Source organism: Parahaliea aestuarii (assembly GCF_008064635.1).
GTDB classification, from domain to species: domain Bacteria; phylum Pseudomonadota; class Gammaproteobacteria; order Pseudomonadales; family Halieaceae; genus Parahaliea; species Parahaliea aestuarii.
The window spans coordinates 118,236-144,198 of sequence record NZ_VRYZ01000002.1 but is presented as its reverse complement, the minus strand read 5'-3'; the positions used below and the strand labels follow the sequence as shown (position 1 = coordinate 144,198).

Sequence of the window (25,963 nt, the reverse complement as noted above, 5' to 3'; positions counted from 1 at the left end):
GACAGGCACCATGCTAGGGCCGGCGCCCGTTCCGGCGTAGGTCCAGGGAAGGGGACTTATGGGTCCACTGGCGGGGCGCTGCTCGCGCAACCTGCTGGTGCTGGTGCAGGCCAGCCGAAGTCCTCGATCAGCCGCTGGAAAACAGCATCCAGCGGAGCCTGCAGCGTGAGCGGCGCACCGCTGAGCGGGTGTTGCAGGTGCAGTTCGCTGCAGTGCAGCAGCAGGCGGGGCGCATGGAGCCGGGTGGCGAAAAAGCGGTTGTGCACGCCCTTGCCGTGTTTGGCGTCGCCGATGATGGGATGCCCGATGTGCTTCATGTGGCGACGCAACTGGTGCCTGCGGCCGCTCAGGGGCTCCAGCGCCACCAGCGAATAGCGCGCGCTGGGATAGCGGTCCACGGCGTAGGGAAGTTCCACGCAGGCGAGACGGCGATAGCGGGTGAGGGCCTCCCGGGGCGGGCCCCGGTCCTGGTCCAGCATGGGGTCGGGATCGTCGCGGATGGGGTGGTCGATGTCGCCCTGTTCCGGGCAGTAGCCGCGCACGATGGCAAGGTAGTGCTTTTCCACCTGGCGCTGTTCAAACTGGCGCGACAGCAGGCGCGCCGTATCGCTGTCCAGGGCGAACAGCAGGGCGCCGGAGGTGGGCTTGTCCAGCCGGTGCACCGGGTAGACGCGCTGCCCCAGCTGGTCCCGCAGCAACTGCAGGGCGAAGCGGGTTTCCCGCCGGTCGATGGGGCTGCGGTGTACCAGTAATCCGGAGGGCTTGTCGATGGCGACCAGGTACTCGTCCCGGTAGAGCAGGGACAGGGGTTCCTCTGTTGCGCCGGTGTCCCCGGTCATCGCTGGGTGCCCCGGCCGGGTGTCAGCAGGGCGGCATGGCGCACCGGGGAGGCAGTGACGGCCAAACGGAACAGCGGCGGCACCAGGAAGAAGGAAATCACCGTCGACAGCAGAACACCACCCGCGATGGCCATGGCAAAGGGCGGCCAGAACTGGCTGCCCTCCAGGATCAGGGGCAGGAAGCCGCCGAAGGTCGTCACCGTGGTGGAGACGATATGCCGACTGGAATCCATCACCACCCTGCGCACTGCAAGGGGATCGCCGCCACAGGCGTGGGGGTCCTCCTGCAGCGCGGTCATGATGATAATGGCGGCGTTGATTGATACACCGATGGATCCGATCACCCCGATCATCGCCTGCACCCCGAAGGGGTAGCGGAACAGGGCCAGCGACAGCAGGCTCAAGCCCAGTGAGCACACAAACACCAACCCGGCAATGGCGGACAGGCGCCAGGAGTTGAACGTCAGCACAATGGTGGCCAGCATGGCGGCGAGGATAGTGCCCATGGGGGCCATGATCTGTTCCACCACGTCGGCACGCACATCGGAGTCGCCGCCAAAACGGTAGTGATAGCCGGCCGGCAGGGCGATGGGGTTGGCGGCGAGATCGGCCTGCAGGCTTTTCAGCGCTTCTTCCGGCAGTACGCCGCGCATCAGGTAGGCCTGCACGATATTCACCCGTTCGCCATTCTTGCGCGAAATCGGGCTGGAAGAGGGCAGGAGTTGCGGTTCGCCGAGCACGCCGAGGGCTACGCCGCCCGGTCCCTCGCCGCCTGCGGCGGCGCCGGCAATGCGCAGTGAGGCGATGTCCCCGGCGCTGCCCCAGTCATCTTCTGTCAAGCGCACGCGCACCGGCAGGCGCTGGGTGTCTTCCAGCAATTCGCCGGCGGTGAGACCGCGCAGGCTGGCGTCGAGGGTGTTGGCGGCGTCCGCCAGGCTCAGGCCTGCCAGCTGCGCCCGCCCCTCGTCCACATTGAATACCAGTTTCGGGGCGCCGCCGGACAGGCTGGCGTTGGAGTGGGTGACATCGGGGACCTGCTCCAGGCGCTGGCGAAACTGCTCCCCCAGCTCCCGCAGGCGATCCAGGTTGGGGCCGTAAATTTCCACTTCCAGCGGCGCCATCACCGGCGGCCCCTGGTCGATGCCGCGCACGATCACCCGGGCCTGGGGGAACTCCCGGTCCACTTCTTTCTGCAGGCGACGGATCAGGTTGTCGGTCTGGTTCTCGTCACGCGTCAGCACCAGCGCCTCGGCCCAGCTGGCGATGCCCTCCCGCGTGCGGTACATGTTGTAGTAAAAAGCCGGCGGGCTCTCGCCGAGTGTCCAGTCCACGCGCCGTACCAGCGGTTCTTCGCGCAGTTTAGCGTCCAGCTGCCTGACCAGCGCCTGGGTATCGTAGATGGAGCGACCGTCGGGCAGCTTGACCTGCACGTACATCTGGTCGCGGTCGGTGCCGGGGAAGAACTGGGCGGTGAGGCTGGGGAAGGCGAGGAAGCCGGCGACCGGTAGCGCCAGGGCCAGGGCAACAGAGGCGCCGGGGTAGCGCAAAGCCCGGTCCAGGGTGTCGCTGAGCAGGCGGCCGCCGCGGCCGCTGTCCATTCCCTGTTCCCACCAGTGGTGTTCCCGTTTCAGGCTGCCGGGAATCAGTCGCGCGGCGAGTACCGGTGTCAGGGTCATGGCCAGCAGCAGGGAGGAGCCGAGCATCACCACCACCGCCTTGGCGATACTGCCCATAAAGTCGCCCGAGGGGCCGGGCAATACCACCATGGGCATAAAGGCCAGGATCGTGGTGAGGGTGCTGGAGAGCAGGGGTATGCGAAGCCGGTGCACCGAGGCGGTGATGGCCTGCAGCGGCGTCTCGCCTCGCTGCAGGTGCTTGCGGATTTCGTCGGTCATTACGATGGAGCCGTCCACCACCAGCCCCAGAGCCACAATCAGGCCGGTTACTGACATCTGGTGAATGGCCACGCCCCAGTAGTACAGCAGGGTCATGGACATCAGGCCGCACAGGGGCAGGATGACGGCGACAACCACCGCGGCGCGCCAGCCGAGTGTGGCCAGCAGGACCAGCAGCACCAGCGCCACACCCATGACCAGGTTTTCAATTACGCCCTGCAGGCGGGCCTCGGTGTAGATGCTCTGGTCATAGGTGGTAACGACCTCCAGGCCTGCCGGGGCCTGCTCGCGCCATGCGCTGACAAAGGCCGCGAACTGCCGGCTCCAGCTGTCCACCTGCAGGCCGTCGGACATGGCCACGGCGACCAGGATGCCGGGTTTGCCGTTGACCATAGCCATGGCCGGTGGCGGCGTGGTGCGGGCCTTGTAGACCCGGGCGATATCGCCGATGCGCACACTGCCGCTGTTACCGCCTGCACGCAGCGAGACATCGCGTATCCGCGCCAGGGAGTCGAATTCGCCGGCCACTTCCACCAGCAGGTCGTTGCCGGCGCCACTGGCGCGGCCGGCGGAAATCTTCGGGTCCGCCTGCTGCAGGGCCTGTGCCACCTGGGCCAGGCTGAGGCCGCGGGAGGCGAGGGCGGCTTCGTCCACGGCCACCCGCACTTCCTCGGCGGGTTCGCCGTACAGGTCCACCCGCTCGGTGCCGCTGACATTGCGCGCCGCATCCGCCAGGTCCAGCGCCATACGATGTAACAGGGACAGGCTCACCTCGCGATCGTCGGCGGCGCTCAGGGCCAGAATGGTGGTGTAGGCGGTGAGGCGGTCATCGTCAAAGCGGGGGGCACTCGCGCCCGGCGGGAAGCGATCTGACACCTCGCCGAGGGTGTCGCGGATCTCAGTCCAGGCGCGCTGGATATCCTGCTTCGACAGGGTTTCCTCCAGCTTGATATTAAGGAAGGAGACGCCGGCCGAGGAGGTCGAGCTGATTTCGTCGATCTCCGGAATGCGGCGCAGCTCGTCCTCCAGCGGACGGGTGAGCAGGGCCTCTACCCGGCCCGGCGGCGCGCCCGGGAAAAAGGTGGTCACCGTGGCCAGGAAGTTGGTGATGCTGGGGTCTTCCTGGCGCCCGATCGAGCGCATGCTGCTGATGCCGGTGGCGAGGATGATAATGACCAGCAGCGTCACGAAGCGGCGGTGACGAAACAGTACCTGGGCCAGCATGTCAGCGCTCCAGCGGGGTCACGGCGGACCCGGCGGCGATACGATGCAGGCCCTCCGCCACCACCGCCTGCCCGTCCGCCAGGGTGCCGCGCACGAAGGCGCGATCCCCGCGCAGTTCCAGCACCTCGACCACCTCGCGTTCAGTGCGCCAGGTCTGTTCATGCTGATTGACCGCCAGTACATTCCACACGCCGCGCTGGCCCTCCAGCAGGGCGCTGACGGGCAGCCAGCCGCCGCGCTGGGCAATGTCCCTCTGCAGCAGCAGGGTGATGGCCTCGCCGTCGAGCGCGGCCTGCTCCGGGGGCAGTTCGAACACGGCCACGGCGGCGCGGGATACCGGGTCCAGGTCCGGGCGCACCGAGCGCAGTGTCCCCTGCAGTACGTCACCCCGCCAGCGCAACGGGTAGGCCTGGCCCGGCGCCAGGGTGGCGGCCAGTTCCGGGGTGACACCGATATGGGCCTCCCGCGCTCCGCCCTGGATCAGGCGCAGGATGCGGGTGCCGGGGGCGACGACCGCGCCGGTATCGATATAGAGGGCGGCGACAATGCCGTCATAGGGCGCGCGCAGGGCCATCTTTTCCAGTTCGATGTCGAGCTGCTCCAGTTGCGCGCTGACCGCCTTGCGCTGGGCCGCCAGAGCCTGGGCGCGCAGGCGGGTTTCATCGAAAGCCTCCCGCGATACCGCGCCACTGGCCTGCAAATCCTGCTGGCGCTGCGCTTTCAGTCGCGCCAGTTCCAGGTCGGCCTGCAGGGTTTCCAGCTCAGCCGCGGCGGCCTTGCGCCGGGACTGCAGCAGGCGGTCGTCCAGTTGCGCCAGAATGTCGCCCGCGCGCACAACGCTGCCCTCGTGGACTGGCATGCTGGCCAGTTGCCCGGCGGACTCGAAACCCAGGTCGGCGCGGCGCGGCGCTTCAGTCACGCCGAGAAAGCGGCGCTCTTCCGAATAGCTGTCCTGCAGACGAAAGACGGTGGTGGCGACTGGCAGGGGATCGGCATGCTGGCGCGAGACAGCGGCATCGGCTCGCCACTTCAGCAGGCTGCTGAGGCCAATGGCCAGCGCCAGGGCGACGGCAATGCCGATCAGGGTTTTTGGCAGGTTGGCCGCTGTTGGAAAGGAGGGCATGGAAGGCGTCCGGACAGAGTCGGTGGTGACAATGCCCAGATGTTAGAGCCTTTAACATGGGTGTCAAGGCCGGTCGAATCGCCGCATTTGCGGGCCTGTTCGCTCCCGGCCTTGCAGGGTGTGGGCCTTTCAGACACAATACGCGCCCTCTGCATCTGGCTCCCCGGTAAATTCAGGGAAATTCGCACGACGCAGACGCTGTGGTGGCCCGGACGGTCCCCTCGCAACGATAGGTAGTGAACCCCGCCAGGCCCGGAAGGGAGCAACGGTAGTTACTGATTCGTGTGCCGGGGTGTGGCTGTTCGGGTCGCCTCCACTTCCCTCCCATCACAGCCATCCGTTTAACCCGTTTCTGCCGCGGCGGCAGCGCTTGTGCGCCTGAAGCGCCCCGGCTTCCTTTCCCGCGTCGCCGCCGCTGGTGTATCCTAGCCCCTTTTGCAGTAAGGCAACCCCCGGCATGTCCTATCAGGCTCTGGCACGCAAATGGCGACCGAAAAGCTTTCGCGAAATGGTGGGCCAGGAGCATGTATTAAAGGCCCTGATCAACGCGCTGGATCACGATCGCCTGCACCATGCCTATCTCTTCACCGGCACCCGCGGCGTCGGTAAAACCACGGTTGCCCGCATTTTTGCCAAGTGCCTGAACTGTGACGAGGGTGTCACCTCCGAACCCTGCGGCAAATGCGGTTCCTGCCTGGAGATCGCCGAGGGCCGGAGCGTCGACCTGCTGGAGGTGGACGCCGCCTCCCGCACCAAGGTCGAGGACACCCGGGAACTGCTGGAAAACGTGCAGTACGCGCCGACGCGGTCGCGCTACAAGGTCTACCTCATCGACGAGGTGCACATGCTTTCCGCCAGCAGTTTCAATGCCCTGCTGAAAACCCTCGAGGAGCCGCCGCCCCACGTCAAATTTCTGCTGGCCACCACCGATCCGCAAAAGTTGCCGGCCACGGTGCTGTCCCGCTGCCTGCAGTTCAACCTGAAGAACATGCCGCCGGAGCAGGTAGTTGGTCACCTGAAGTATGTGCTTGACCAGGAAATGGTCAGCTTCGAGGAACCGGCCCTGTGGCTGCTCGGCCGCGCCGCCGCAGGCAGTATGCGCGATGCCCTCAGCCTGACCGACCAGGCTATCGCCTTTGGCTCCGGCGCCCTGCGCGAAAGCGAAGTGCGCACCATGCTGGGCACGGTGGATCTCACCTTTGTTTACCAGGTACTGGAGGCGGTGGTGTCCGGGGAGCCGGAAGCCTGCCTGCAGGTGGTCGCCGCCATGGGCGAACACGCGCCGGACTTTGAATCCAGCCTGGAAGAACTGATCACTCTCCTGCACCGGGTGGCCCTGGCCCAGGTGGTGCCGGCGGCGGTGGACAACAGTTGGGGCGATGCCGAGCGCGTGAAATCGCTGGCGGGCAGCATGAGTGCCGAAGACGCCCAGCTCTACTACCAGATGGCCATCAACGGCAAGCGCGACCTGCCGCTGGCCGGCGACCCCCGCAGCGGCTTCGAAATGATCCTGCTGCGCATGCTGGCCTTTCGCCCGGCCGTTGCCATTGAAACCGCGGCCTCCAGCGCCGCGCTGACCCAGGCCGCCGGGGAGGAGGGCGGCCCCGCGGTAAAAAAGCCTGAAGCCACCCCGGAACCGGCGCCGGCACAAACTGCGTCGGTGCCCGAGCACCCTCCCGCTGAAGCGCCCCCCCTGAATGCCGGGCCAGCGCACAGCGATGCGCCGGAGCCGGCCATAAGCAGGGCAGCGCAAGGCGAGCGCCCGCGGGAAGGCACCGGACTCAGTGGCAGCCAGCGCGAGGACTCGCCGCGAATTTCTCCGCTCGCCGGGCTACTGGCGACTGAGGCAGGCGCGCAGGCAGAACAGGCGCAGGCCAGTGAACCGGCTGGTGCCGGCGAGCCTGTTGCGCCAATACACCCGCGCCCCGCCAATGCCATGTCGCTGGACGCCCTTTCGCCAGCCACCTGGCCTGAATTACTGGAGCAACTCGGGCTGGTGGGCATTGTCTATAACATTGCGTCCAACTGTGAATTGCGCGAGGTGGCCGGCAGCAACCTGGACTTTGTTCTGGACGAGCACAACGCCACCCTGTTCAACAGCGGCCACACCGACCGTGTGCGATTGGCCCTGACCAACTATTTCGATAGCGAGTTCAAGGTCAGCATTACAGCCGGAGCCCTGCAGGGAGAAACGCCCGCGATACGCAGCCGGCGCCTGGCCGAGGAGCGCCAGCGCGAGGCCGTCGCTGCGATTGAGAGCGACCCGGTACTGCAGGGGCTGATCGAACGTTTTGACGGCGAGCTGTTGCGCGAATCAATAGCCCCCCTGGACAACTGAGAGAGAACGAACATGAAAGGCAATCTGTCGGATCTGATGCAGCAGGCGCAGAAAATGCAGGCCGATATGCAGAAGAAACAGGAAGAACTGGCCCTGGCCGAAGTGACCGGTGAAGCGGCGGCCGGCCTGGTGACGGTCGTCATGAACGGCCGCCACGACGTGCGCAGGGTCCATATCGACGACAGCGTGCTGTCCGAGGACAAGGCCATGCTGGAGGATCTGCTGGCGGCGGCGGTGAACGATGCCGTGCGCAAGGTGGAGCAGAAGAATCGCGAGGCGATGTCCGGCCTGGCCGCCGGACTCAACCTGCCCGCCGGCTTCAAGATGCCGTTCTAGGGGCGGCGAATGAAATTCAGTCCCGCCCTGCTGGAGTTGATCGAGGCGCTGCGCTGCCTGCCGGGCGTCGGCCCCAAGTCGGCCCAGCGCATGACCCTGCACCTGCTGGAGCGCAACCGCGAGGGGGCAGAGGTACTGGCCAGGGCCCTGCTGCAGGCGGTGGAGAAGGTTGATCACTGCCAGCGTTGCCGCAACTTCACCGAGCTGGCCGTCTGTGAAATCTGCGCCGATACGCGCCGCGATCACAGCACCATCTGTGTGGTGGAGACACCGGCCGATGTGCTCGCCGTTGAGCAGAGCAGCAGTTACCGCGGCCTGTATTTCGTGCTCATGGGGCACCTGTCGCCCATCGACGGCATTGGCCCGGCTGAAATCGGCCTCGACCGTTTCCAGCAGCGAGTGCTGGAGGAGGGAATCAATGAAGTGATCCTCGCCACCAATCCCACGGTGGAGGGGGAGGCCACGGCCTACTACCTGACCGACATGCTGTTGCCACGGGGTGTCAAAGTATCGCGCATCGCCCACGGGGTACCACTTGGCGGTGAACTTGAATATGTGGATGGCAACACCCTGGCGCACGCTTTCAGCGGCCGCAGGCAGGTTGATCCGGGACACCAGTAGCGAGCAGTGTGAATGAGCAGTAACAGCAAGCAGCAATGGCAGTTGATTGAAGACAGCAGGACCCTGGAGCAGGTGCTGGCGGACAGTGCCGGCGCCGACGCGGTGGCGGTGGATACCGAGTTCATGCGCCGCAATACCTTCTACCCCCAGGTGGCGCTGTTGCAGCTGTGTTTTGGCGACACCGCCTGGTTGATCGACCCGCTGGCGATCGACGATCTCGGCGCCATTATCGACCTGATGGAAGATCGCTCTGTAGTGAAGGTGCTGCATTCGCCGAGCGAGGACCTCGAGGTGTTCAGTCAGTGGCTCGGTGTGCTGCCCGAGCCCCTGTTCGATACCCAGCGTGCCGCCGCGCTGCTGGACCGGGGTTTCGGTATCGGTTACCGGGGGCTGGTGGAGTCTGTGTGCGGCGTGGACCTGCCCAAGGACGAAACCCGCTCCGACTGGCTGCAGCGCCCGCTCAGCGAGGCGCAATGCCAGTACGCCGCCCAGGATGTGCTCTACCTGCTGGCGGTTTACCACGAGTTGCACCAGGCCTGCGCGGCAGCGGGCAAGCTCGACTGGGTGCTGGCCGATGGTGGCGATGCCGTGGCCGCCCACCTGGCCGGCCCGGAACCCTATTACCTGCGCATCAAGAACGCCTGGAAGCTCAATGCGCGTCAGCTCGGCGCCCTGGCGGCCATCAGCGAATGGCGTGAGAGAACCGCTCGCGAGCGGGACAAGCCCCGCTCCTGGATCATTGCCGACGCCGACTGCCTGCAGATTGCCCGCACCCTGCCGGAGACGCGCGAGCAGTTGCGCGCCGCGGTTGAGCTGCCGCCGGCGGCCCAGCGGCGCTATGTCGACGAGGTCCTGGAGGTGCTGGCCGCGCAGCGGGAATTGCCCGACGAAGCCATGCCGGCAGTACTGCCCCCGCCCCCCGCGGCGCGGGAGCGAGACCTCGCCAAGCGCCTGAAACAGGAGGCGAGAATCATTGCCGGCAAGCTGCAGGTGGCGCCGGAAATCCTCCTCAACAGCCGCGACTACGACGCCCTGGTGAGACTTGCCGGGGGCGGGACCCTGGGAGAGGAACCCCGGCACTGGCAGGGCTGGCGCCGGGAGCCGGTGCTGGAGCCGTTGCGCGCCCTGCTGGCGGAGTCGCGGCGATGAAGCGCCTGTGCGAAATATTCCGCAGCTCGCGCAAGCCGGAGACGTATCTCTATGTCGATCGCGCCCGCGGGCTCGAGGATGTGCCCGAGGAGCTGTTGCAGCAGTTTGGTGAGCCCGTCCCGGTGATGGTTCTGCTGCTGGGGCCCGATCGCAAACTGGCCCGGGCCAATGCCGCCGACGTGCTGGCGAAGATCGAGCAACAGGGTTTCTACCTGCAGATGCCGCCCACCGAGGCGGAGTTACTGCGCCGCGAGCGGGCCGATGGCTGAATGGTGGGACACGCTTCCCCTCGAAGCCCTGGATCGCCAGCAGTGGGAGTCGCTCTGCGACGGTTGCGCCAAGTGCTGCCTGCACAAGCTGGAGGACGAGGACAGCGGCGAGATCTTTTACACCAATGTGCACTGCCGTCTGCTGGACGAAGCCAGTTGCCGCTGCAGTGATTACCCCCGGCGTTTGCAGCGTGTCCCCGACTGTGTCCAGCTCACGGCGCAAAGTCGCGATGCCTTTGACTGGCTGCCCGACACCTGCGCCTATCGTTTACGCGCCCATGGAGATTCGCTGCCGGAATGGCACCCGCTGGTGACGGGCGACCCGGACAGTGTCCACGCCGCCGGTATCTCGGTCCGCGGACGGACGGTCTCGGATGAATATGTCCACCCCGATGGTTATGATGAACACATCGTTAACTGGGTTGAGTAGGAGAGAACCCTGTGCTCAATGAACAGAGTTATCACATCGCCATGGCAGCTTATCTCGGCGCCGCCGTGCTGGCGCTGGTACTGTTTGCCTTCTGGCTGCGCAAGAGCTGGCGCCCGGCCTGGATTGGTCTTGTGGTGTTGCTGGGGGCAGCCCTGCTGCTGACCCCGGCTTTTCCCGAGGCCGGGGTGGAAACCCTGGCGCCGGCCCTTATCGTCGCGGTGTTCCAGTGGTTGACGGTGGATATCTCCGCCGCGGAGCACGCCCTGCGACCGCTGGCCGTTATGGTCGGCGCGGCGCTGGTGCTGGCCCTGCTGCTCGGATTGACCGTTCTGCGTCACCGTCGCGTGCCCGCAACGCGGGATGAGGATGCCGAAGCGGCCTGAGTGCACCCGTAGTGATGAAATCCATGCCATTTAGCCTTGCCGCCCTGATGCGGGGCCTGATGCTGCTGTTGCTGGTACTGCCCGCGCTGTCGCTGCAGGCCGACCCCGCGGCGCGGGCCCTGCGTCCCGATCTGCGCCTGCTGATCGATATATCCGGCAGCATGAAACAGTCAGATCCGGAGAATCTGCGTGGCCCGGCGCTGGAACTGATCGTGCGCCTGCTACCCGATGGCGCCCGGGCCGGGGTGTGGACCTTCGGCGAGTCGGTGGAGGTGCTGGTTCCCCACGGCGAAGTGGACAGCGCCTGGCGTGAGCGGGCGCGAGCGGCAGTGGCCGCCATCGATAACTCGGGGCAGCGCACCAATATTCCCGCGGCGCTGGCCGCGGCCACCTACGACCTGGGCAGTATGGACCCGCGCTATCGCAGCAGTATTGTTCTGCTGACAGACGGCAAGGTCGATGTCGCCGCATCGCCGATGGCCAATGCCACTGCAGCGCGTCAGGTGCTGAGCGAAACAGCGCCGCAGCTGGGGGCAACGGGCATCCCGGTGCACACCATTGCCCTGTCGGACGAAGCGGACTGGACCTTCCTGCGCTCGCTGGCCCGGGAGAGCCGCGGCATTGCCGAGAAGGCGAGTACGCCCGACCAGCTGTCGGGCATTTTTGTGCAGTCGCTGGAAATGGTCGCGCCGGCGGCCCAGGTGCCGCTGGAGAGCGGCCGCTTCCAGATCGACGACAGTGTCGAAGAGTTTACCGTGCTGCTGTTTTTTGACGGGGAGGCAGAGGCAATGTCGCTGCGCGCGCCCGACGGCAGTCGATTACAGGCGGACAACGGCGCCGCTGCCGACTGGTTTGTCGCCGAAGGTTTCGCCCTGGTGACGGTACGTCAGCCGCAGCCCGGCAGCTGGAGCCTGGCCGCCCCGGATGGGGCGCGCATCAAAGTCACGGTGATCGCCGACCTCAATATCGAGATCGATCCGCTGCCCAACAGCATGCCGGCGGGGCGGGCCAGTGAACTGGGGCTGCGCCTGCGCGACGGCGACAGAGTGCTCAGCGACCCCGCTGTGCTGGGGATGTTCGGCATTACGCTGTCGATTTCCGGGCCCAACGGATACCGCGAGGATATTGCCGTCAGTGAACGCTACGGCGTGCCGGAAACCGGGGAGTACCGGATCAGCATTCCGGCATTTGCCGCGGCGGGGCGCTACCAGCTGGTCGCCCGGGTGTCCGGTGAGACGCTGCAGCGTGAGCTGCCCATGCATATTGAGGTAACCGCCGATCCCGCGGAGAGCACCATCAGCTCACGCCCGGCCGAGCTGCCCGACGCCAGCCTGACGATACCGATGCTGACTCTGGCGGCAGTGGTGGCCGCGATCGGCTTCATCGCCTGGTGGATTTCCCGGCGCCGCCGCAAGCGCCGGCTGGCACTGTGGGAGCAGCGTTTTCGCGACAATGGCGAGGCGCTCGACGACCCCGCCATGGACGGTGTGAGTGCGGCGCCGGAGGACAGCGCTCCTCGCTGAGTGCTTGCACGGGCTGCGCCCGCTCGCTAATCTTGCACGCTTTGCCCGATTCAGGTGACACACGAGTATGAAATTCGAAGGGACAGAACGCTACGTAGCGACAGATGATTTGCGCATGGCGGTAAACGCCGCGGTTACCCTGCAGCGCCCGCTGCTGATCAAGGGGGAGCCCGGCACCGGCAAGACCATGCTGGCGGAGGAAGTGGCACAGGGGCTGGGCAAGCGCCTGATCCAGTGGCATATCAAATCTACCACCAAGGCACAGCAGGGCCTGTACGAATACGATGCGGTATCGCGCCTGCGCGATTCCCAGCTCGGTGACGAGAAAGTCCACGACATCGCCAACTACATCAAGAAGGGCAAGCTGTGGGAGGCCTTCGACGCCGACGAGCAGGTGGTCCTGCTGATCGACGAGATCGACAAGGCTGACATCGAGTTCCCCAACGACCTGCTGGTGGAACTGGACCGCATGGAGTTCTTCGTCTACGAGACCGGCGAGACCATCAAGGCAAAACAGCGCCCGATCATCATCATCACCTCCAACAACGAAAAGGAGCTGCCGGACGCCTTCCTGCGCCGCTGCTTCTTTCACTTCATCAACTTCCCCGATCGCGACACCATGCGCCAGATCGTGGACGTGCACTACCCGGGTATCACCCAGGAACTGGTGCAGGATGCGCTGGAGGTGTTCTTCGACCTGCGCGCCATTCCGGGGCTGAAGAAGAAGCCGTCCACATCCGAGCTGATCGACTGGCTGAAGTTGCTGATGGCTGACGATATTCCCGACGAGTTGTTGAAAGAGCGCGACCACAGCAAAGCCATTCCGCCGCTCTATGGCGCGCTGCTCAAGAACGAACAGGACGTCCACCTGCTGGAGCGCCTGGCCTTCATGCACCGGCGAGAAAACCGCTAGATTGCGCCCATGTTGATTAACTTCTTCCAAGGCCTGAAAGACGCCGGCGTACCTGTCACTACGCGGGAGCTGCTCGACCTGATGGAAGGGCTGAAGCGGCACGTGGCCTTTGGCAGTATCGACGAGTTCTACTACTTCAGTCGCACCTGCATGGTGAAGGACGAGAAGTACTTCGATCGCTTCGACCGCGCCTTCGGCCTGCACTTCCGCGAGCTGGAGGAACTCGATGACATCATCGAGGCGCTGATCCCCGACGACTGGCTGCGCAATGAATTCATGAAGCAGCTGTCGCAGGAGGAGAAGGATAAAATTGAATCCCTCGGCGGGCTGGAGAAGCTGATCGAGGAATTCAAAAAACGCCTGGACGAGCAAAAAGAACGCCACGAAGGCGGCAACAAGTGGATTGGCACCGGGGGCACCTCGCCTTTTGGCCAGCAGGGCTACCACCCCGAGGGTATTCGCGTTGGCCCCAACGGCGGCAACAAGAAAGCCGTCAAGGTCTGGGACAAGCGCGATTTCAAAAACCTCGATGACGGCGTTGAACTGGGCACCCGCAATATCAAGGTGGCCCTGCGTCGCCTGCGCAAGTTCGCCCGCACCGGCGCCGCCGATGAGCTGGATCTCGACGACACCATACGTTCCACGGCGCGCAACGCCGGGCTTTTGGACATCAAGATGGTGCCCGAGCGCCACAATGCGGTGAAAGTGCTGATTTTCTTCGATGTGGGCGGCTCCATGGACCCCCACGTCAAGGTCTGCGAAGAGCTGTTCTCGGCGGCGCGCACCGAGTTCAAGCACATGGAGTACTTCTACTTCCACAACTTCATCTACGAAAGCGTGTGGCGCAACAATATCCGCCGTCACAACGAGCGCACGCCGCTGCTCGACGTGATGCACAAGTACAGCCACGACTACAAGGTGATCTTTGTCGGCGATGCCGCCATGTCGCCCTACGAAATCGTCCAGCCCGGCGGTTCGGTGGAGCACTGGAACGAGGAGTCCGGCGAGGTGTGGATGCGTCGCCTGCGGGAAACCTACGAGAAGGTCATCTGGATCAACCCGGTGCCGGAGGAGGAGTGGGAGTGGACGCAATCCACCGCCATCACCCATCAGTTGCTGGAAGGCCACATGTACCCGCTGACCCTGAAAGGCCTGGAAGAGGGCATGGGTTTCCTCTCCCGCTGACGCCGAATACGCTGGAGCGCCCGTCGGGCGCGACAGACCACCTGTGCACGCATAGGCCAGGGCGGCTATGCTGGCGGTTCATTGCTGCCGGAGACTGCCTGTTGTGAAATTCTTTCGTCGTTTACTCGCAGGTGCAGCCGCGCTGGTACTGCTGGCTGTGGCGGGGCTAGCGGTTGCCCTGTCCTACACAGCTCCCTGTCCCGATGTCAGCGCGGAGCACCCCACGCAGAACGGCATGCGCAGCGCGGTCTACCGCTGCTACGGTGGGCCGGAAGTGGTCCGGCTTGAGGCGCTGCCCCTTCCTGAACCCGCCCGTGACGAAGTGCTGGTGCAGGTGAAAGCAGCGAGCGTCAACCCCCTGGACTGGCACCACCTGCGTGGCCAGCCTTACTTCATGCGTCTGATGACCGGGATTGGCCGCCCCGAGCGTCATCACCTCGGCGTCGATTTTGCTGGTACCGTGGTGGCGGCGGGCGCCGATGTCACACGCTTCCAGCCCGGCGACCGGGTATTTGGCGGCCAGACCGGGGCATTTGGCGAGTACGTTACATTGCGGGCAGCCGGTTCCATTGCGGCGATGCCCGAGGGCGTCGGCTTCGCCGAGGCGGCGGCAGTGCCCATCGCGGCAGTGTCTGCGCTGCAGGCTCTGCGCGATGCCGGCGGGGTGAAGGCCGGCGATCGCGTGCTGGTCAACGGAGCCTCCGGGGGCGTAGGGTCGTTTGCCGTACAACTGGCTCGCAATATGGGAGCAGAAGTCACCGGGGTGTCCAGTACACGCAACCTTGACCTGGTACTCGGCCTCGGTGCCGATGCCGTTATTGATTACACGCAACGCGATTACACCCGCGGCGAGGAGCGCTGGGATGTGATTATCGACGCCGTCGGCAATCACGGCTCGGCTGCCAATCAGCGGGCGCTGGTGCCGGGCGGCACACTGGTGATGGTCGGGGCGGGCGAGGGCGACTGGGTCGGTCCACTGCTGAATATCGCCGGCGCGATGCTGCGTTCCCGGCTTGGGGATGAAGAACTCACGCCCTTCCTGGCGCATCTGAATGGCGATGACCTTGTCTTTCTCGCCGAACTGCTTGGACGCGGTGAACTGTCACCGGTGATCGATCGGCACTATCCGCTGACGGCGATTACCGAAGCTCTCGCGTATTCGGAGTCGGGGCGCGCCAGGGGCAAGATCATCGTCGATGTCGCGGGCGACTAAGCCGGTGGCCTGCAGGTGATTCCAGACCGGCTATCCCTTACACTGCCAGCTGACGTCGCCCGGATAACCATCATATGAAACGTGCTTCGCTGCTCCTGCTCTCCGCCAGTGTGCTGGCGCCCGGTTGTCTGGCCGAGTCCGCCAGCGGCTTTGACCGTCATCAGTTTGCCCTGCAGGCTGGGTATTTTCTGAGTTCCTGGAATACCGGGGTAAGCGTACAGGGCGAAGCCCGGCGCAATCCCCAGATAGACCTTGAAGAGGACCTCGGCTTCGACGAGGACGATGAAACCTACCTGCTGGGCCTGGAGTGGCGTTTCGCCCGCCGGCACAAGATGGTGGTGGGCTACTGGGACTTTCGCCGCGAGGCGAAGGGTGATCTCCAGCGCGATATCACCCTCGGTGACACCACCTTTCCGCTTGGCATTTCCGTTGGATCTGAGTGGGATATCAGTATCGTGCCGGTGACCTACAATTATGCGTTTTATGATACTGAAGCCCTGCAAATCAGGGCTTCGGTCGGCGCCCACTGGACCGGTGTCGAACTGGGTGTTCGCGCTCGTACAGATAGCGGCAACAGTGGCGCCGGCGTACGCCGGCAGGTGTCAGCCAAGGCCGATGCGCCCCTGCCGGTCATCGGTGGCGGCCTGCGCTATCGCCCCTGGCAGAACTGGGAGCTGGGTGCAGACGGCGGCTGGTTCGGGCTCAGTCTGGATATCTCCGGCGGCGACGTGGAGGGCGACATTGTCACCGCCAACGCCTACGTCGAGTACAGCTTCACCGACAACCTGAGCGCCGGCCTGAAGTACACCTATTTCGATATGGACATCGATATCGACAAGGAGCGCTGGGATGGCGGCGTGGAATTCGAATACAGCGGCCCGCAGGTCTATCTGGGCCTGCGCTTCTAGATTTCCATCTGCCCGGCGTAGGCAATCAGGCTGGCTGTAACGGCCACGTTCAGGGATTCCACTCCATTGCGCATGGGGATGGACAGCCCCCGGCTCGCCGTCTTCTGCACGGCGCCGGAGACGCCGTCGGTCTCGTTGCCCAGTACGTAGACACAGCGCCCCGCGGGGCGGAATTCAAACAGTGATTCTCTCGCATCGGCCGCCAGGGTACAGACCTCCACGCCGGCATCCCGGTACTGGCGGAGTGTTTCCGGCAGTGCCTCGCACAGCAGCAGGGGCGCCCGGTACAGGGTGCCGGCGCTGGCTTTGATCACCAGTGGTCCCAGGGCGGCGTTGCCGCGGCGGGCATACAGAATGCCGTCGATATTGCCAGCGGCGGCGGAGCGAATAATCATGCCGAGGTTCTGCGGGTTGCTGATGCCATCCAGCGCCAGCAGGCGGGCGTCGGCCGGCAGGTCAGTGAGCGCATCCCCGGCCTGCTGGAAGGCGGGGCACAGTACGTCTATGGCGACGCCCTGATCCTGGCGACCGTTACGGGAAATCCGTGACAGGGCCTGGCGGTCGTGAAGTTGAACGTCGATGCCGCGGCTCGCGGCCAGCTCCCGGATGTCGCGCACAATGCCCTGCTCGCGGTTGCTGTCGGCGAGGTGCAGGGCGTGGCATTGAAGGGCGGGGTTCTGCAGGACTTCCAGCACCGGCTTGCGACCGTAAACAGTCAGCAGACGGTCGAAGAAGGCCCTGCGTTCCCGATAGGCCGGGCTGTCGTTCATCGCGGGTGGCTTGCTCAGACGCTGGTCTTGCCCATGGCGAGGGCGGTGACCCGGTCGGCGGATTCCTTCATGCGCGCGGCGATGTCCTCGATCTGCGCCCCGGTGATGGGTTTGTCGATGGAACCGGCCACAAAACACATGACCGGTACATCGCGGTAAACGCAGACCGGCACCGCGATGGTGCTGACGTCGTAGCGCGCCTTGGGATCGATGCGGTCCAGGTGGTAGTGTTCGTCGCAGACGCCGTTCTGGTATTTGTTGGCGGCGTCCTCGAGTTCGGTGAGGCTCCAGCTCTGGTGGATGCGCGACAGTTCCGCGGTGAGCTCTTCCTCTGCCTTCGTCTTCAGGGTGACTTCGTAGCCGCGGGCGCGAATGGCTATCACCGAAACCCGCAGCTTCTGGTCCAGGCGCTCGTTGTAGCCGCCGCGCGACTCGTGGGCGCGGGTGAGCCAGGCTTCCAGCGCCTTGGCGGGAGAGAAGGCGGTAAAACAGGCGGCGATAGGCGCGGTATTGGGCAGGCGCAGGCCGAGCTGGAAGGAGTCAATCAGCGGCGTGGCGTGTCCGTAGAGGGCCAGCAGAACCTGGTGAAGCTTGGAGCGGGCGGTAACGGCGAAGCCCACCTTCAAATCATTTTGCAGGCCTTCCAGCTCCGGCCGGGCGTATTCCAGCACCGGAAACTGGGCGAAGGCGGCATTGCCGGCTGCGATGATGGACGGGCCCAGACGGTAGGCCTTGGTTTTCGGATGTTGTATCAGGAAGCCATAATTGGCCATCGTGGTCAGGATGGCATGACAGGTGGCCTTGTTAAGGTTGAGGCGACGAGTCATCTCGGTCAGACCGAAGGCCTGGTGCGGGTTCGCCATCAGTAGATCCAGGATGGCTAGCGCGCGCGCTGTAGGCTGCGAGAATAACGCCACGTCAATACCCCCGGGGTTTATGCGTATTTGCGGAACGGGGGATTCTACATGATTCTGTTGAGGGGTGGCAGTCGCTGCACACGCTGTTAGCGGAGGAACGAAATTGCACAGTAATCAAAGGGAGCTGGAGTTGCTCGGTACCGGTGGCTGTCACCTGTGTGAGCAGGCCGAGGAGATCCTAAAAACCCTGCAGCGGGCCGGGTGCCCGTTTCGCTACAGGGTGGTGGACATTGCCTGCGACGATGCGCTGTTTGAGCGCTACGGGCTGTTAATTCCTGTACTGCGCGGCGCCGCTGGCGAAGCGCGCTGGCCCTTTGTCGAGGAAGAGGTGCTGGCCCTGACCGGCGAACCGGCCGCCTAATCGTGGTCGCCGACACGCACCGCCAGCACATCGCAGGTGGCGCCGTGCAGCACGCCGTTGGCGGTGGAGCCCATCAGCAGGGCGAGACCGTAGCGGCCGTGGCTGCCGACCACGATCAGGTCGGCGTCGATTTCCTGGGCGGCGTTGTGAATCTCCACCTCCGGGCGGCCCAGCACAATATGCTGGCGCTCGGCGGGAATACCGTGGGCGTTGCCGAAGGCTGTCAGCTGCTGGGTGGCCTGCTGGTGAATTTCGTCCTGGATACCGGAGAAATCCATGGGAATATCGCCGCCGTAGGCAAAGCTCAGGGGCTCGATCACATGGATCAGGTGTAATCCGGAAGTGTCGCCACCTGCGATCGCGCTCGCCTTGGTCGCGACCTCGGCGGAATCTTCGCTGAGATCGACGGCAATCATGATTTTGCTGTACTGGGCCATAGCTATTCTCCCTGGGTAGGCTGCTCGGCAACGGCTATTTAGCATACTATGGCTGGCCGTTCGTCAGATGCAAGCTGGAGTTCCTGTTTGACCTACCTCATTATCGCCTTCGTCATCGCTGTTGCCCTGGCTCCGCTGTCCCACTTTATGCCCAGCAAGCAGCAGCGCAAGCAGGCGCGCCTGCGGGAAGCTGCGGCGGTACAGGGGCTGTTTGTCGAATTTCGCGATTTGCCCCGCAACTCGGCTCCCGGTGCCGGTGCGGTGCGGGCGGATACACTTTATTACGGCCTGCGCCTGCGGCCCTCCCGCGGGCGCGAGCGACGGCGTGGCGCGTGGCTGCAGGAGGAGGGCCAGTGGCGTCCCCTCGGCGAGACCCGGACTGTGCCGGAGGAACTGCTGGCAATGCCGGAAACGGTTCTCGCCGCCAGCGTCGATGAAGGCTCCTGCGGCATTTACTGGCGGGAGGCCGGGGACCTGTCTACAGTAGCGGAATTACGGCGCCTGCTGGGAGACTGGGGGCAGCAACTGACGGGCTGATCGCGCCTCTGCCCTTGACCCGGGCGGTGCTGGCACTTATATATGCCCCTTTTTCCCCGCGGGGACAGAACGAATACAGCCCCTTTAGCGGGTATACAGGAGCATATGGGCAAATCACTTGTCATTGTGGAATCGCCAGCCAAGGCCAAGACCATCAATAAGTACCTCGGCCCCGATTTCATCGTTAAATCCAGTGTCGGGCATATCCGCGACCTGCCCACCGCCGGCAGCGGTGGCAGTGTGGATCCGAAGGAGCGGGCCGCCCAGGCCGCCCGCACCCGCAAGATGGCACCGGAAGAAAAGGCCGCCTATAAAAAGCAGAAGTCCCGCGAGCAGCTGATCCGCCGCATGGGGATTGACCCCGAACACGGCTGGAAAGCGGAGTACCAGATCCTGCCCGGCAAGGAGAAGGTGGTAGCCGAACTGAAGAAGCTCGCCGCGAGTTCGGACGCCATTTATCTCGCGACCGACCTCGATCGCGAGGGAGAGGCTATCGCCTGGCACCTGCGCGAGGCCATTGGCGGCGACGACAATCGCTACCAGCGCGTGGTGTTCAACGAGATCACCAAGAAGGCGATTGCCGAGGCTTTTGATGCGCCGGCCCACCTGGACCAGAACCGGGTGAACGCCCAGCAGGCGCGCCGCTTCCTGGATCGGGTCGTGGGCTACATGGTATCGCCACTGCTGTGGGCCAAGGTGGCTCGCGGCCTGTCGGCCGGACGCGTGCAATCGGTGGCGGTGCGCCTGATCGTAGAGCGCGAGAAAGAAATTCGCGCCTTCGTGCCCGAGGAGTACTGGGAGATTCACGCCGATCTGCAACCCGACAGCGCTGAGGCCGTGCGTTTCCAGGTTACCCGGCAGCGCGGCGAAAAGTTCCGCCCGGGTACCGAGGCGGCCACCCGCACTGCGGTGGCCGAACTGGAGCAGCAGAGCTACCGCGTCAGCCAGCGGGAAGACAAACCGACCCGCTCCAAACCCCCGGCGCCCTACATCACCTCGACCCTGCAGCAGGCGGCCAGTACCCGCCTCGGATTCAGCGTCAAGAAAACCATGATGCTGGCCCAGCGCCTCTACGAGGCGGGCTACATCACTTACATGCGAACCGACTCCACCAACCTCAGTGACGAGGCGGTGGCAGCATGCCGCAGTTACATCGGTGCCAATTTCCCGGGCAGCTACCTGCCGGAGCAGCCCAATCGCTACTCCTCCAAGGACGGCGCCCAGGAGGCTCACGAGGCTATTCGCCCCTCCGATGTGAACCTGCGCCAGACGGCCCTGCAGGGTATGGAGCGCGATGCCGAGCGGCTGTATGAACTGATCTGGCGCCAGTTCGTCGCCTGCCAGATGCCGCCTGCGGAGTACCTGTCCAGCACGGTGACGGTCAGCGCCGGCGATTACGAGCTCAATGCCAAGGGCCGCATCATCGTGTTTGACGGCTTTACCCGGGTGCAACCCCCGGCCGGGCGCAAAGGCGAGGACGTGGTGCTGCCGGATATGAAATCCGGCGATGTCCTCGACCTGCAGAGCCTGGATCCGGCCCAGCATTTCACCAAGCCGACCCCGCGCTTCGGCGAAGCCAGCCTGGTGCGGGAGCTGGAAAAACGTGGTATCGGTCGCCCTTCAACTTACGCTTCGATCATTTCCACCATTCAGGATCGCGGCTACGTGCGGCTGGAGAACAAGCGCTTCTACGCCGAGAAAATGGGCGAAATCGTCACCGAGCGCCTGCAGAAGAGCTTTACCGAATTGCTGGACTACGGCTTTACCTCGAGCATGGAGGAGCGCCTGGACGAAGTGGCGCAGGGTGCGCTGGACTGGCGCGAGCTGCTGGATCGCTTTTACGGCGAGTTCAGCGACCTGCTGGAAAAGGCCGAGGAGCCCCAGCCGGAGGGCATGCAGCCCAACGAACCCACCATGACCGACATCCCCTGCAAGGCCTGCGGCCGCCCGATGCAGATCCGCACGGCCAGTACCGGCGTGTTCCTGGGATGCTCCGGTTACGCCCTGCCACCCAAGGAGCGCTGCAAGCAGACGGTCAACCTGGTGCCGGGGGATGAAGCCATTCGCGAGGACGCCGACGACGAGGCGGAGTCACGCCTGCTGCGCAGCAAGCACCGTTGCAAGATTTGCAATGCGGCCATGGACAGCTACCTGATTGACGAGCAGCGCAAGCTGCATGTCTGTGGCAACAACCCGGACTGTTCGGGCTTTGAAGTGGAGCAGGGCAAATTCAAGATCAAGGGCTATGACGGGCCGACCCTGGAATGCGACAAGTGCGGCGCCGAAATGCAGCTCAAGACCGGGCGCTTTGGAAAGTACTTCGGCTGCACCGCGGAAGACTGTAAAAACACCCGCAAACTGCTGCGCAGCGGTGAGCCGGCGCCGCCCAAGATGGATCCGGTGCCAATGCCCGAACTCGCCTGCGAGAAGGTCGAGGATCACTACGTGCTGCGCGACGGCGCCGCGGGACTGTTCCTGGCCGCCAGCCAGTTCCCGCGCAATCGGGAAACGCGTGCACCCTACGTGGACGAGCTGTTGCCGCACCGCGATGAAATCGATCCCAAATACAGCTTCCTGTTCGACGCGCCGGTCACCGATGGCGACGGCAATCGCAGCCAGGTGCGCTACAGCCGCAAGACCAAAGAGCAGTACGTGATGACCGAGGTCGACGGCAAGGCCACAGGCTGGAAGGCTTTCCACAACGGCAGCAGATGGCAGGTGGAGGAGGGCAAGGCCACCAAAACGACGAAAACCACCAAAGCCGGCAAGGGCCGCGGCAAGAAATGAGTTCGCCACGTGGGCTGGCCAATCACCACCTCTACCTGGCCCGCCTGGTGCTCACTGCCTGGCAGCGGGATGCCGCGGCAGCCGAGGTGCCGGCCGGCACCTTGGTCGCGGCCTTTGGTCCGGCCTGCCACCAGCACCTGCTGCGGGCCTACGGCTGGTTCCTGTTGGCCATCAGCAGTCCGGCTGAAGTTCCCACGGCACCGCCGACCCGGGTGTCGGAGTTGCCGCCGCCACCACAGGGGCGGGCTGTACCCGCTGAACTGCGGGAGTTCCAGCTACTCGAGAGCGAGGGCTGGCTGGCGGATCTTGTGAACTGGTCAGCGGCAGAGCCGGTCGCAGCGAGACGCAGTTTCGGCAACCTGGCCACTGCGTCACAGCAACCCGCCGGGCCGCAGCGCTTCAGTGAGTGGGTTCAGGGACTGGATGAGTGCTTCGCCCGTATGGGGGATTCCCTGGACGAATACTGAGTCGGGTGGCAACCGGGTTGGCGGCGCTGATAGAATGGAGGTGCTGTGCAACCTGAATGAGGTAAAGAGTGCCGACATCCGTACTGGAAATTGTCGATCTGGGCGACGGAGAAATTGTTCTGCGACGCGCAGAAGGTGAGTCCGACGCACTGGTTCGTATCCGTTTTTCCGACGAATCCCGTGTCTACCTGATGGATAACACCATGGAAGTAGCGCGCGCCATGATACAGGCGGGAATCGAGGCCGCATCGAACCTCTCCGCGGTGGAAGAGCCAGAAGACGAGGCTGAAACCGGTCACGAGGTCGCCCCCCGCGTACTGCACTAGGCCAGTGCAGTCACCCGCCGCGACTCAATGGTTGCGGCGCAGCACCCCTACGCTCAACCCCTCTATCGCAAACGCCTGTTGCCTGAGGTCGACCTGGATCGGCTGGTAGTCCTGATTCTCCGGTAGCAACTCCAGCAAGTGCTTGCTGCCGGTCTTGCGCAGGCGCTTTACCGTCACCTCGTCATCCACCCGCGCCACCACGATATCCCCGTTATTGGCAACCGGTGTGCTGTGTACCGCCAGCAGGTCGCCGTCGAAAATGCCCACCTCGATCATGCTGTCTCCCTGCACCGTCAGGAAGTAGTCGGCGCGCGGGCGGAAAAACTCCTGGGGCAGTTCGCAGTAGTCCTCGATATGCTCCTGGGCGAGGATCGGATGGCCGGCGGCGACGCGGCCGACGATGGGTATGCCAGAGCGCTCGGGCAGGCGAATACCGCGCGAGGCCCCGGGAATGATCTCGATGGCGCCCTTGCGTGCCAGTGCCTTGAGATGCTCCTCGGCGGCGTTGGCGGACTTGAAGCCCAGTTCGCGGGCGATGTCGGCCCGGGTCGGGGGGTAGCCGGTGTCGCCGATATGGCTGCGGATGATGTCCAGTACCTGTTGTTGCCGCCGGGTCAGTTGTTCCATGGTTGCGTCCTGTGCCGTCCGCTTGCGGGTTGGCGCGCCACCGCTGCGGCTGTGCCAACTGTTTATATGTACAGGACTGTGAGTATATACAGGGTGCGGTGAGAATGTGAACACCCGCTGCGGCAATGGTAGAGATATTTGCAATGATCCACCGCTTCGGCTAGTTTCTGCCGGCGCTCGCGGCGCGCCCCTCACTGCCACCTTCGGAGACCTCCATGACCGAACCATCCCTCGATCTGTTGCACACCCCGCTCTATGACCTGCATCGGGAACTGGGGGGCAAGATGGTGCCCTTCGCCGGTTACGCCATGCCGGTGCAGTATGCGCCGGGCGTAAAGAAAGAGCATCTGCATACCCGCGAGCAGGCGGGCCTGTTCGACGTTTCGCACATGGGTCAGTTGCTGTTGCGGGGTGACGGTGCCGCCGCTGCGCTGGAGGCACTGGTGCCGGTAGACATCATCGATCTGCCACCGGGCAAGCAGCGCTATGCACTGTTCACCAACGATGCGGGCGGTTTGCTGGACGACCTGATGGTCACCAATTTCGGCGATTGCCTCTACCTGGTGGTCAATGCCGCCTGCAAGGAGCAGGACATCGCCCATCTCGAGGCCAGCCTGCCCGGCGATGTCAGGCTGGAGCGCCTCGATGATCGCGCGCTGGTGGCCCTGCAGGGGCCGGCGGCGGCGGCGGTGATGGCGCGGCTGGCGCCGGCAACGGCGGAAATGGTGTTCATGGACTCCCGCCGTATGGCCATTGCCGGTCAGGACTGCTTTATCAGTCGCTCCGGTTACACCGGGGAAGACGGTTTTGAAATTTCCATTCCCGCGGCCGGCGCGGAGGCCTTTGTCCGCCAGCTGCTGTCTGAAGAAGAGGTGGCCCTCATCGGGCTGGGTGCACGCGACTCCCTGCGCCTGGAAGCCGGGCTCTGCCTCTACGGCCACGATATCGACACCACCACCACCCCGGTTGAGGCCAGCTTGCTGTGGGCGATCAGCAAGGCCCGCCGCGCCGACGGCGAGCGCCCTGGGGGTTTTCCCGGCGCCGACATCATTCTCGAGCAGATTGCCACCAAGGCGGTTGCCCGCAAGCGGGTGGGCCTGGTGGGCGAGGGCAGGGCGCCGGTACGCGAAGGCACCGAACTGTTCGATGCACAAGGCAATGCCATCGGCCGCGTGACCTCGGGCACCTTCGGCCCCAGCGCCGAACTGTCGGTGGCCCTGGCCTATGTCAGCAGCGAGCACGCCGCGCTGGAAACCACCGTGTTTGCCGAAGTGCGCGGCAAGCGCCTGCCTATGAAGGTCGCCCGTACACCGTTTGTCCCCCAGCGCTACCACCGTGGCTGACGCTGCGACTGGCGCCACGGTGGCGCCACCAAAGGCCTTCAGCGATACGCTCGCCGTGCGCTACAGTGACACCGATGCCCAGGGCCACCTGTACTTCGCCAATTACATGATCTACGCCGACGAAGTGGCGGGGCACTACATGGCATCCCTGGGGCTGCCGGCAATGAATCCCCAGCAGGCCCCGTGTTTTTTCTTCACGGTGAACATCAACTGCGATTTTATCGGGGAGTGCGTGGCGGGTGACCGGGTTCTTGTCAGCGTGGGCTATCGGCGCCTCGGGCGCAGCAGTGCGGAACTGGGCTTTCACCTCGCCAACGCCGCCAGTGGCGAGACACTGGCGGCCGGCACAATCACCCAGGTCTTTGTCGACAAGGACACGCGACGCTCATGCGCAATGCCTGCGGATTACCGGCAGGCCATCCTGCGTGCGCAACCTGAGCTGTTACCCCCCGGAAAGAGTGACCCGGAATCCTGAGCGTGCAGGGCGGGAGCTCAGTAGTCTTCCACCCCGTACATGGTGTCCGGCTCGATCATGGTAACCGGGTTGTTCCAGTCCTCGGGATGAAAAGGACTGTCGGGGTCGAGCCCGTCCTCATCGTCGAGCTCAAAGGGAGTGCGCCAGTCCTCTGGCGCTTCAGCCTGGCTCAGCTTCAGTTGGCGCCAGGCATCGATATCGTATTCAGTGACTTCGCCATCGAGGAATTGTGCCTCGATGGTCAGCGTTGCCGGATCCCAGGCCACCACTTCGAACAACTCGTGGGTTTCCAGATCCTTGTACCAGCCACCGACGGCGGGACTCAGCATTTTCATTGCAGTACACTCACGACCGTTCCAGATGTTCGGGCAAACCAACATACCACCTGCTCAGTGCCTGTCCATTATGTGAATTTCGTCTAAAAATGCCGGCTGAAATAGCAGTATGAGAATTCCGGCAGGAAAGTATGGAAGATCAATCGCTTGCACTGCCTTTGCAAAAATCACTTCATGACGTCCCTGAATTTATATAGCGTGAATGCCTTAGAAATCACTGAATACATGAAAA

27 protein-coding genes and 1 other RNA gene are annotated in these 25,963 nt (G+C 64.3%); 20 read left to right on the top strand and 8 right to left on the bottom strand.

The window, feature by feature from the left end; genetic code table 11:
• Positions 1–56: 56 nt before the first annotated feature.
• From FVW59_RS04930 to FVW59_RS04920, 3 genes are read right to left on the bottom strand one after another with little or no spacing between them, the layout of a single operon-like run.
• A complete protein-coding gene (locus FVW59_RS04930) occupies positions 57–839 on the bottom strand; it encodes a pseudouridine synthase (RefSeq protein WP_148063134.1) in 783 nt (260 codons plus the stop codon).
• Complete coding sequence (locus FVW59_RS04925) at positions 836–3,958, bottom strand: efflux RND transporter permease subunit (protein WP_148063133.1); 3,123 nt, start codon at positions 3,956–3,958, stop codon at positions 836–838. Before FVW59_RS04925 ends, FVW59_RS04930 begins: the two co-directional genes overlap by 4 nt.
• Before the next feature lies 1 nt (position 3,959).
• Complete coding sequence (locus tag FVW59_RS04920) at positions 3,960–5,081, bottom strand: efflux RND transporter periplasmic adaptor subunit (RefSeq protein WP_148063132.1); 1,122 nt, start codon at positions 5,079–5,081, stop codon at positions 3,960–3,962.
• 210 nt (positions 5,082–5,291) lie between these two features.
• Between FVW59_RS04920 and ffs the strand changes: the two genes are divergently transcribed.
• The 13 genes from ffs to FVW59_RS04855 all read left to right on the top strand — a co-directional run bounded on the left by ffs (position 5,292) and on the right by FVW59_RS04855 (position 16,349).
• An RNA gene (gene ffs / locus FVW59_RS04915) (signal recognition particle sRNA small type) lies at positions 5,292–5,388 on the top strand.
• A 150-nt stretch (positions 5,389–5,538) separates the two neighbouring features.
• Positions 5,539–7,419 (top strand): DNA polymerase III subunit gamma/tau, encoded by a 1,881-nt coding sequence (gene dnaX, locus FVW59_RS04910; RefSeq protein ID WP_148063131.1) that lies wholly within the window; start codon positions 5,539–5,541, stop codon positions 7,417–7,419.
• 12 nt (positions 7,420–7,431) lie between these two features.
• Complete coding sequence (locus tag FVW59_RS04905) at positions 7,432–7,755, top strand: YbaB/EbfC family nucleoid-associated protein (protein ID WP_148063130.1); 324 nt, start codon at positions 7,432–7,434, stop codon at positions 7,753–7,755.
• Between the two features lie 9 nt (positions 7,756–7,764).
• Positions 7,765–8,376, top strand: coding sequence for a recombination mediator RecR (gene recR / locus FVW59_RS04900; protein WP_148063129.1), 612 nt, complete (start codon positions 7,765–7,767; stop codon positions 8,374–8,376).
• 12 nt (positions 8,377–8,388) lie between these two features.
• Positions 8,389–9,525 (top strand): ribonuclease D, encoded by a 1,137-nt coding sequence (rnd, locus tag FVW59_RS04895; RefSeq protein WP_148063128.1) that lies wholly within the window; start codon positions 8,389–8,391, stop codon positions 9,523–9,525.
• Positions 9,522–9,794, top strand: a complete 273-nt coding sequence (locus tag FVW59_RS04890; RefSeq protein ID WP_148063127.1) for a YcgL domain-containing protein — start codon at positions 9,522–9,524, stop codon at positions 9,792–9,794. The genes rnd and FVW59_RS04890 overlap by 4 nt, the downstream gene beginning before the upstream one ends.
• Positions 9,787–10,224, top strand: a complete 438-nt coding sequence (locus tag FVW59_RS04885) for a YcgN family cysteine cluster protein (protein ID WP_148063126.1) — start codon at positions 9,787–9,789, stop codon at positions 10,222–10,224. Before FVW59_RS04890 ends, FVW59_RS04885 begins: the two co-directional genes overlap by 8 nt.
• 11 nt (positions 10,225–10,235) lie before the next feature.
• Complete coding sequence (locus FVW59_RS04880) at positions 10,236–10,607, top strand: hypothetical protein (RefSeq protein ID WP_148063125.1); 372 nt, start codon at positions 10,236–10,238, stop codon at positions 10,605–10,607.
• 23 nt (positions 10,608–10,630) lie between these two features.
• Entirely contained in the window at positions 10,631–12,130 is a 1,500-nt protein-coding gene (locus FVW59_RS04875) for a vWA domain-containing protein (RefSeq protein ID WP_187275769.1), read from the top strand.
• Between the two features lie 67 nt (positions 12,131–12,197).
• Complete coding sequence (locus tag FVW59_RS04870) at positions 12,198–13,043, top strand: AAA family ATPase (RefSeq protein WP_148063123.1); 846 nt, start codon at positions 12,198–12,200, stop codon at positions 13,041–13,043.
• Positions 13,044–13,052: 9 nt separating this feature from the next.
• A complete protein-coding gene (locus FVW59_RS04865) occupies positions 13,053–14,228 on the top strand; it encodes a vWA domain-containing protein (protein ID WP_148063122.1) in 1,176 nt (391 codons plus the stop codon).
• A gap of 103 nt (positions 14,229–14,331) precedes the next feature.
• Entirely contained in the window at positions 14,332–15,441 is a 1,110-nt protein-coding gene (locus FVW59_RS04860; RefSeq protein WP_222711430.1) for an NAD(P)-dependent alcohol dehydrogenase, read from the top strand.
• 74 nt (positions 15,442–15,515) lie between these two features.
• Positions 15,516–16,349: an outer membrane protein gene (locus FVW59_RS04855; protein ID WP_148063121.1), complete on the top strand. Its 834-nt coding sequence runs from the start codon at positions 15,516–15,518 to the stop codon at positions 16,347–16,349.
• Here the strand turns inward: FVW59_RS04855 and FVW59_RS04850 are convergent.
• Both FVW59_RS04850 and FVW59_RS04845 read right to left on the bottom strand, forming a co-directional pair.
• On the bottom strand, positions 16,346–17,119 hold the full coding sequence (locus FVW59_RS04850; RefSeq protein WP_148063120.1) for a TrmH family RNA methyltransferase: 774 nt from the start codon (positions 17,117–17,119) through the stop codon (positions 16,346–16,348). The genes FVW59_RS04855 and FVW59_RS04850 overlap by 4 nt on opposite strands.
• Before the next feature lie 14 nt (positions 17,120–17,133).
• Positions 17,134–18,036, bottom strand: coding sequence for an IclR family transcriptional regulator (locus FVW59_RS04845; RefSeq protein WP_281290171.1), 903 nt, complete (start codon positions 18,034–18,036; stop codon positions 17,134–17,136).
• 103 nt (positions 18,037–18,139) lie between these two features.
• Between FVW59_RS04845 and FVW59_RS04840 the strand changes: the two genes are divergently transcribed.
• Positions 18,140–18,397: a glutaredoxin family protein gene (locus tag FVW59_RS04840; RefSeq protein ID WP_148063118.1), complete on the top strand. Its 258-nt coding sequence runs from the start codon at positions 18,140–18,142 to the stop codon at positions 18,395–18,397.
• Here FVW59_RS04840 and FVW59_RS04835 read toward each other — a convergent pair.
• Positions 18,394–18,834, bottom strand: a complete 441-nt coding sequence (locus tag FVW59_RS04835) for a universal stress protein (RefSeq protein ID WP_148063117.1) — start codon at positions 18,832–18,834, stop codon at positions 18,394–18,396. The genes FVW59_RS04840 and FVW59_RS04835 overlap by 4 nt on opposite strands.
• Before the next feature lie 87 nt (positions 18,835–18,921).
• On the opposite strand from FVW59_RS04835, the gene FVW59_RS04830 reads away from it, so the two are divergent.
• The 4 genes from FVW59_RS04830 (at position 18,922) to FVW59_RS04815 (ending at position 22,951) form a co-directional block, all read left to right on the top strand.
• Complete coding sequence (locus tag FVW59_RS04830; protein WP_148063116.1) at positions 18,922–19,371, top strand: hypothetical protein; 450 nt, start codon at positions 18,922–18,924, stop codon at positions 19,369–19,371.
• A gap of 105 nt (positions 19,372–19,476) precedes the next feature.
• Entirely contained in the window at positions 19,477–22,158 is a 2,682-nt protein-coding gene (gene topA, locus FVW59_RS04825; protein WP_148063115.1) for a type I DNA topoisomerase, read from the top strand.
• Positions 22,155–22,625 carry a DUF6586 family protein gene (locus tag FVW59_RS04820; RefSeq protein WP_148063114.1) on the top strand — a complete coding sequence of 157 codons (471 nt, stop codon included), beginning with the start codon at positions 22,155–22,157 and terminating at the stop codon, positions 22,623–22,625. Before topA ends, FVW59_RS04820 begins: the two co-directional genes overlap by 4 nt.
• A 68-nt stretch (positions 22,626–22,693) precedes the next feature.
• Positions 22,694–22,951: a hypothetical protein gene (locus FVW59_RS04815; protein WP_148063113.1), complete on the top strand. Its 258-nt coding sequence runs from the start codon at positions 22,694–22,696 to the stop codon at positions 22,949–22,951.
• A 24-nt stretch (positions 22,952–22,975) separates the two neighbouring features.
• Here the strand turns inward: FVW59_RS04815 and lexA are convergent, their stop codons facing one another.
• Positions 22,976–23,578, bottom strand: coding sequence for a transcriptional repressor LexA (gene lexA, locus FVW59_RS04810; protein WP_148063112.1), 603 nt, complete (start codon positions 23,576–23,578; stop codon positions 22,976–22,978).
• 215 nt (positions 23,579–23,793) lie between these two features.
• Here lexA and gcvT point away from each other — a divergent pair, with 215 nt between their 5' ends.
• Both gcvT and FVW59_RS04800 read left to right on the top strand, forming a co-directional pair.
• Entirely contained in the window at positions 23,794–24,921 is a 1,128-nt protein-coding gene (gene gcvT, locus FVW59_RS04805) for a glycine cleavage system aminomethyltransferase GcvT (RefSeq protein WP_148063111.1), read from the top strand.
• On the top strand, positions 24,914–25,396 hold the full coding sequence (locus tag FVW59_RS04800) for an acyl-CoA thioesterase (RefSeq protein WP_246139636.1): 483 nt from the start codon (positions 24,914–24,916) through the stop codon (positions 25,394–25,396). The genes gcvT and FVW59_RS04800 overlap by 8 nt, the downstream gene beginning before the upstream one ends.
• 17 nt (positions 25,397–25,413) lie before the next feature.
• On the opposite strand, the gene FVW59_RS04795 is transcribed toward FVW59_RS04800, so the two are convergent.
• Positions 25,414–25,731 (bottom strand): DUF6763 family protein, encoded by a 318-nt coding sequence (locus FVW59_RS04795; protein ID WP_148063110.1) that lies wholly within the window; start codon positions 25,729–25,731, stop codon positions 25,414–25,416.
• Positions 25,732–25,963: the final 232 nt, after the last annotated feature.

What these genes read in the sequence shown, in the direction of transcription:
- FVW59_RS04930 (WP_148063134.1), bottom strand. Translation starts at nt 839, where the DNA reads ATGACCGGGGACACCGGCGCAACAGAGGAACCCCTGTCCCTGCTCTAC.
- FVW59_RS04925 (WP_148063133.1), bottom strand. Translation starts at nt 3,958, where the DNA reads ATGCTGGCCCAGGTACTGTTTCGTCACCGCCGCTTCGTGACGCTGCTG.
- FVW59_RS04920 (WP_148063132.1), bottom strand. Translation starts at nt 5,081, where the DNA reads ATGCCCTCCTTTCCAACAGCGGCCAACCTGCCAAAAACCCTGATCGGC.
- dnaX (WP_148063131.1), top strand. Translation starts at nt 5,539, where the DNA reads ATGTCCTATCAGGCTCTGGCACGCAAATGGCGACCGAAAAGCTTTCGC.
- FVW59_RS04905 (WP_148063130.1), top strand. Translation starts at nt 7,432, where the DNA reads ATGAAAGGCAATCTGTCGGATCTGATGCAGCAGGCGCAGAAAATGCAG.
- recR (WP_148063129.1), top strand. Translation starts at nt 7,765, where the DNA reads ATGAAATTCAGTCCCGCCCTGCTGGAGTTGATCGAGGCGCTGCGCTGC.
- rnd (WP_148063128.1), top strand. Translation starts at nt 8,389, where the DNA reads ATGAGCAGTAACAGCAAGCAGCAATGGCAGTTGATTGAAGACAGCAGG.
- FVW59_RS04890 (WP_148063127.1), top strand. Translation starts at nt 9,522, where the DNA reads ATGAAGCGCCTGTGCGAAATATTCCGCAGCTCGCGCAAGCCGGAGACG.
- FVW59_RS04885 (WP_148063126.1), top strand. Translation starts at nt 9,787, where the DNA reads ATGGCTGAATGGTGGGACACGCTTCCCCTCGAAGCCCTGGATCGCCAG.
- FVW59_RS04875 (WP_187275769.1), top strand. Translation starts at nt 10,631, where the DNA reads ATGCCATTTAGCCTTGCCGCCCTGATGCGGGGCCTGATGCTGCTGTTG.
- FVW59_RS04870 (WP_148063123.1), top strand. Translation starts at nt 12,198, where the DNA reads ATGAAATTCGAAGGGACAGAACGCTACGTAGCGACAGATGATTTGCGC.
- FVW59_RS04865 (WP_148063122.1), top strand. Translation starts at nt 13,053, where the DNA reads ATGTTGATTAACTTCTTCCAAGGCCTGAAAGACGCCGGCGTACCTGTC.
- FVW59_RS04855 (WP_148063121.1), top strand. Translation starts at nt 15,516, where the DNA reads ATGAAACGTGCTTCGCTGCTCCTGCTCTCCGCCAGTGTGCTGGCGCCC.
- FVW59_RS04850 (WP_148063120.1), bottom strand. Translation starts at nt 17,119, where the DNA reads ATGAACGACAGCCCGGCCTATCGGGAACGCAGGGCCTTCTTCGACCGT.
- FVW59_RS04835 (WP_148063117.1), bottom strand. Translation starts at nt 18,834, where the DNA reads ATGGCCCAGTACAGCAAAATCATGATTGCCGTCGATCTCAGCGAAGAT.
- topA (WP_148063115.1), top strand. Translation starts at nt 19,477, where the DNA reads ATGGGCAAATCACTTGTCATTGTGGAATCGCCAGCCAAGGCCAAGACC.
- FVW59_RS04820 (WP_148063114.1), top strand. Translation starts at nt 22,155, where the DNA reads ATGAGTTCGCCACGTGGGCTGGCCAATCACCACCTCTACCTGGCCCGC.
- lexA (WP_148063112.1), bottom strand. Translation starts at nt 23,578, where the DNA reads ATGGAACAACTGACCCGGCGGCAACAACAGGTACTGGACATCATCCGC.
- gcvT (WP_148063111.1), top strand. Translation starts at nt 23,794, where the DNA reads ATGACCGAACCATCCCTCGATCTGTTGCACACCCCGCTCTATGACCTG.
- FVW59_RS04795 (WP_148063110.1), bottom strand. Translation starts at nt 25,731, where the DNA reads ATGAAAATGCTGAGTCCCGCCGTCGGTGGCTGGTACAAGGATCTGGAA.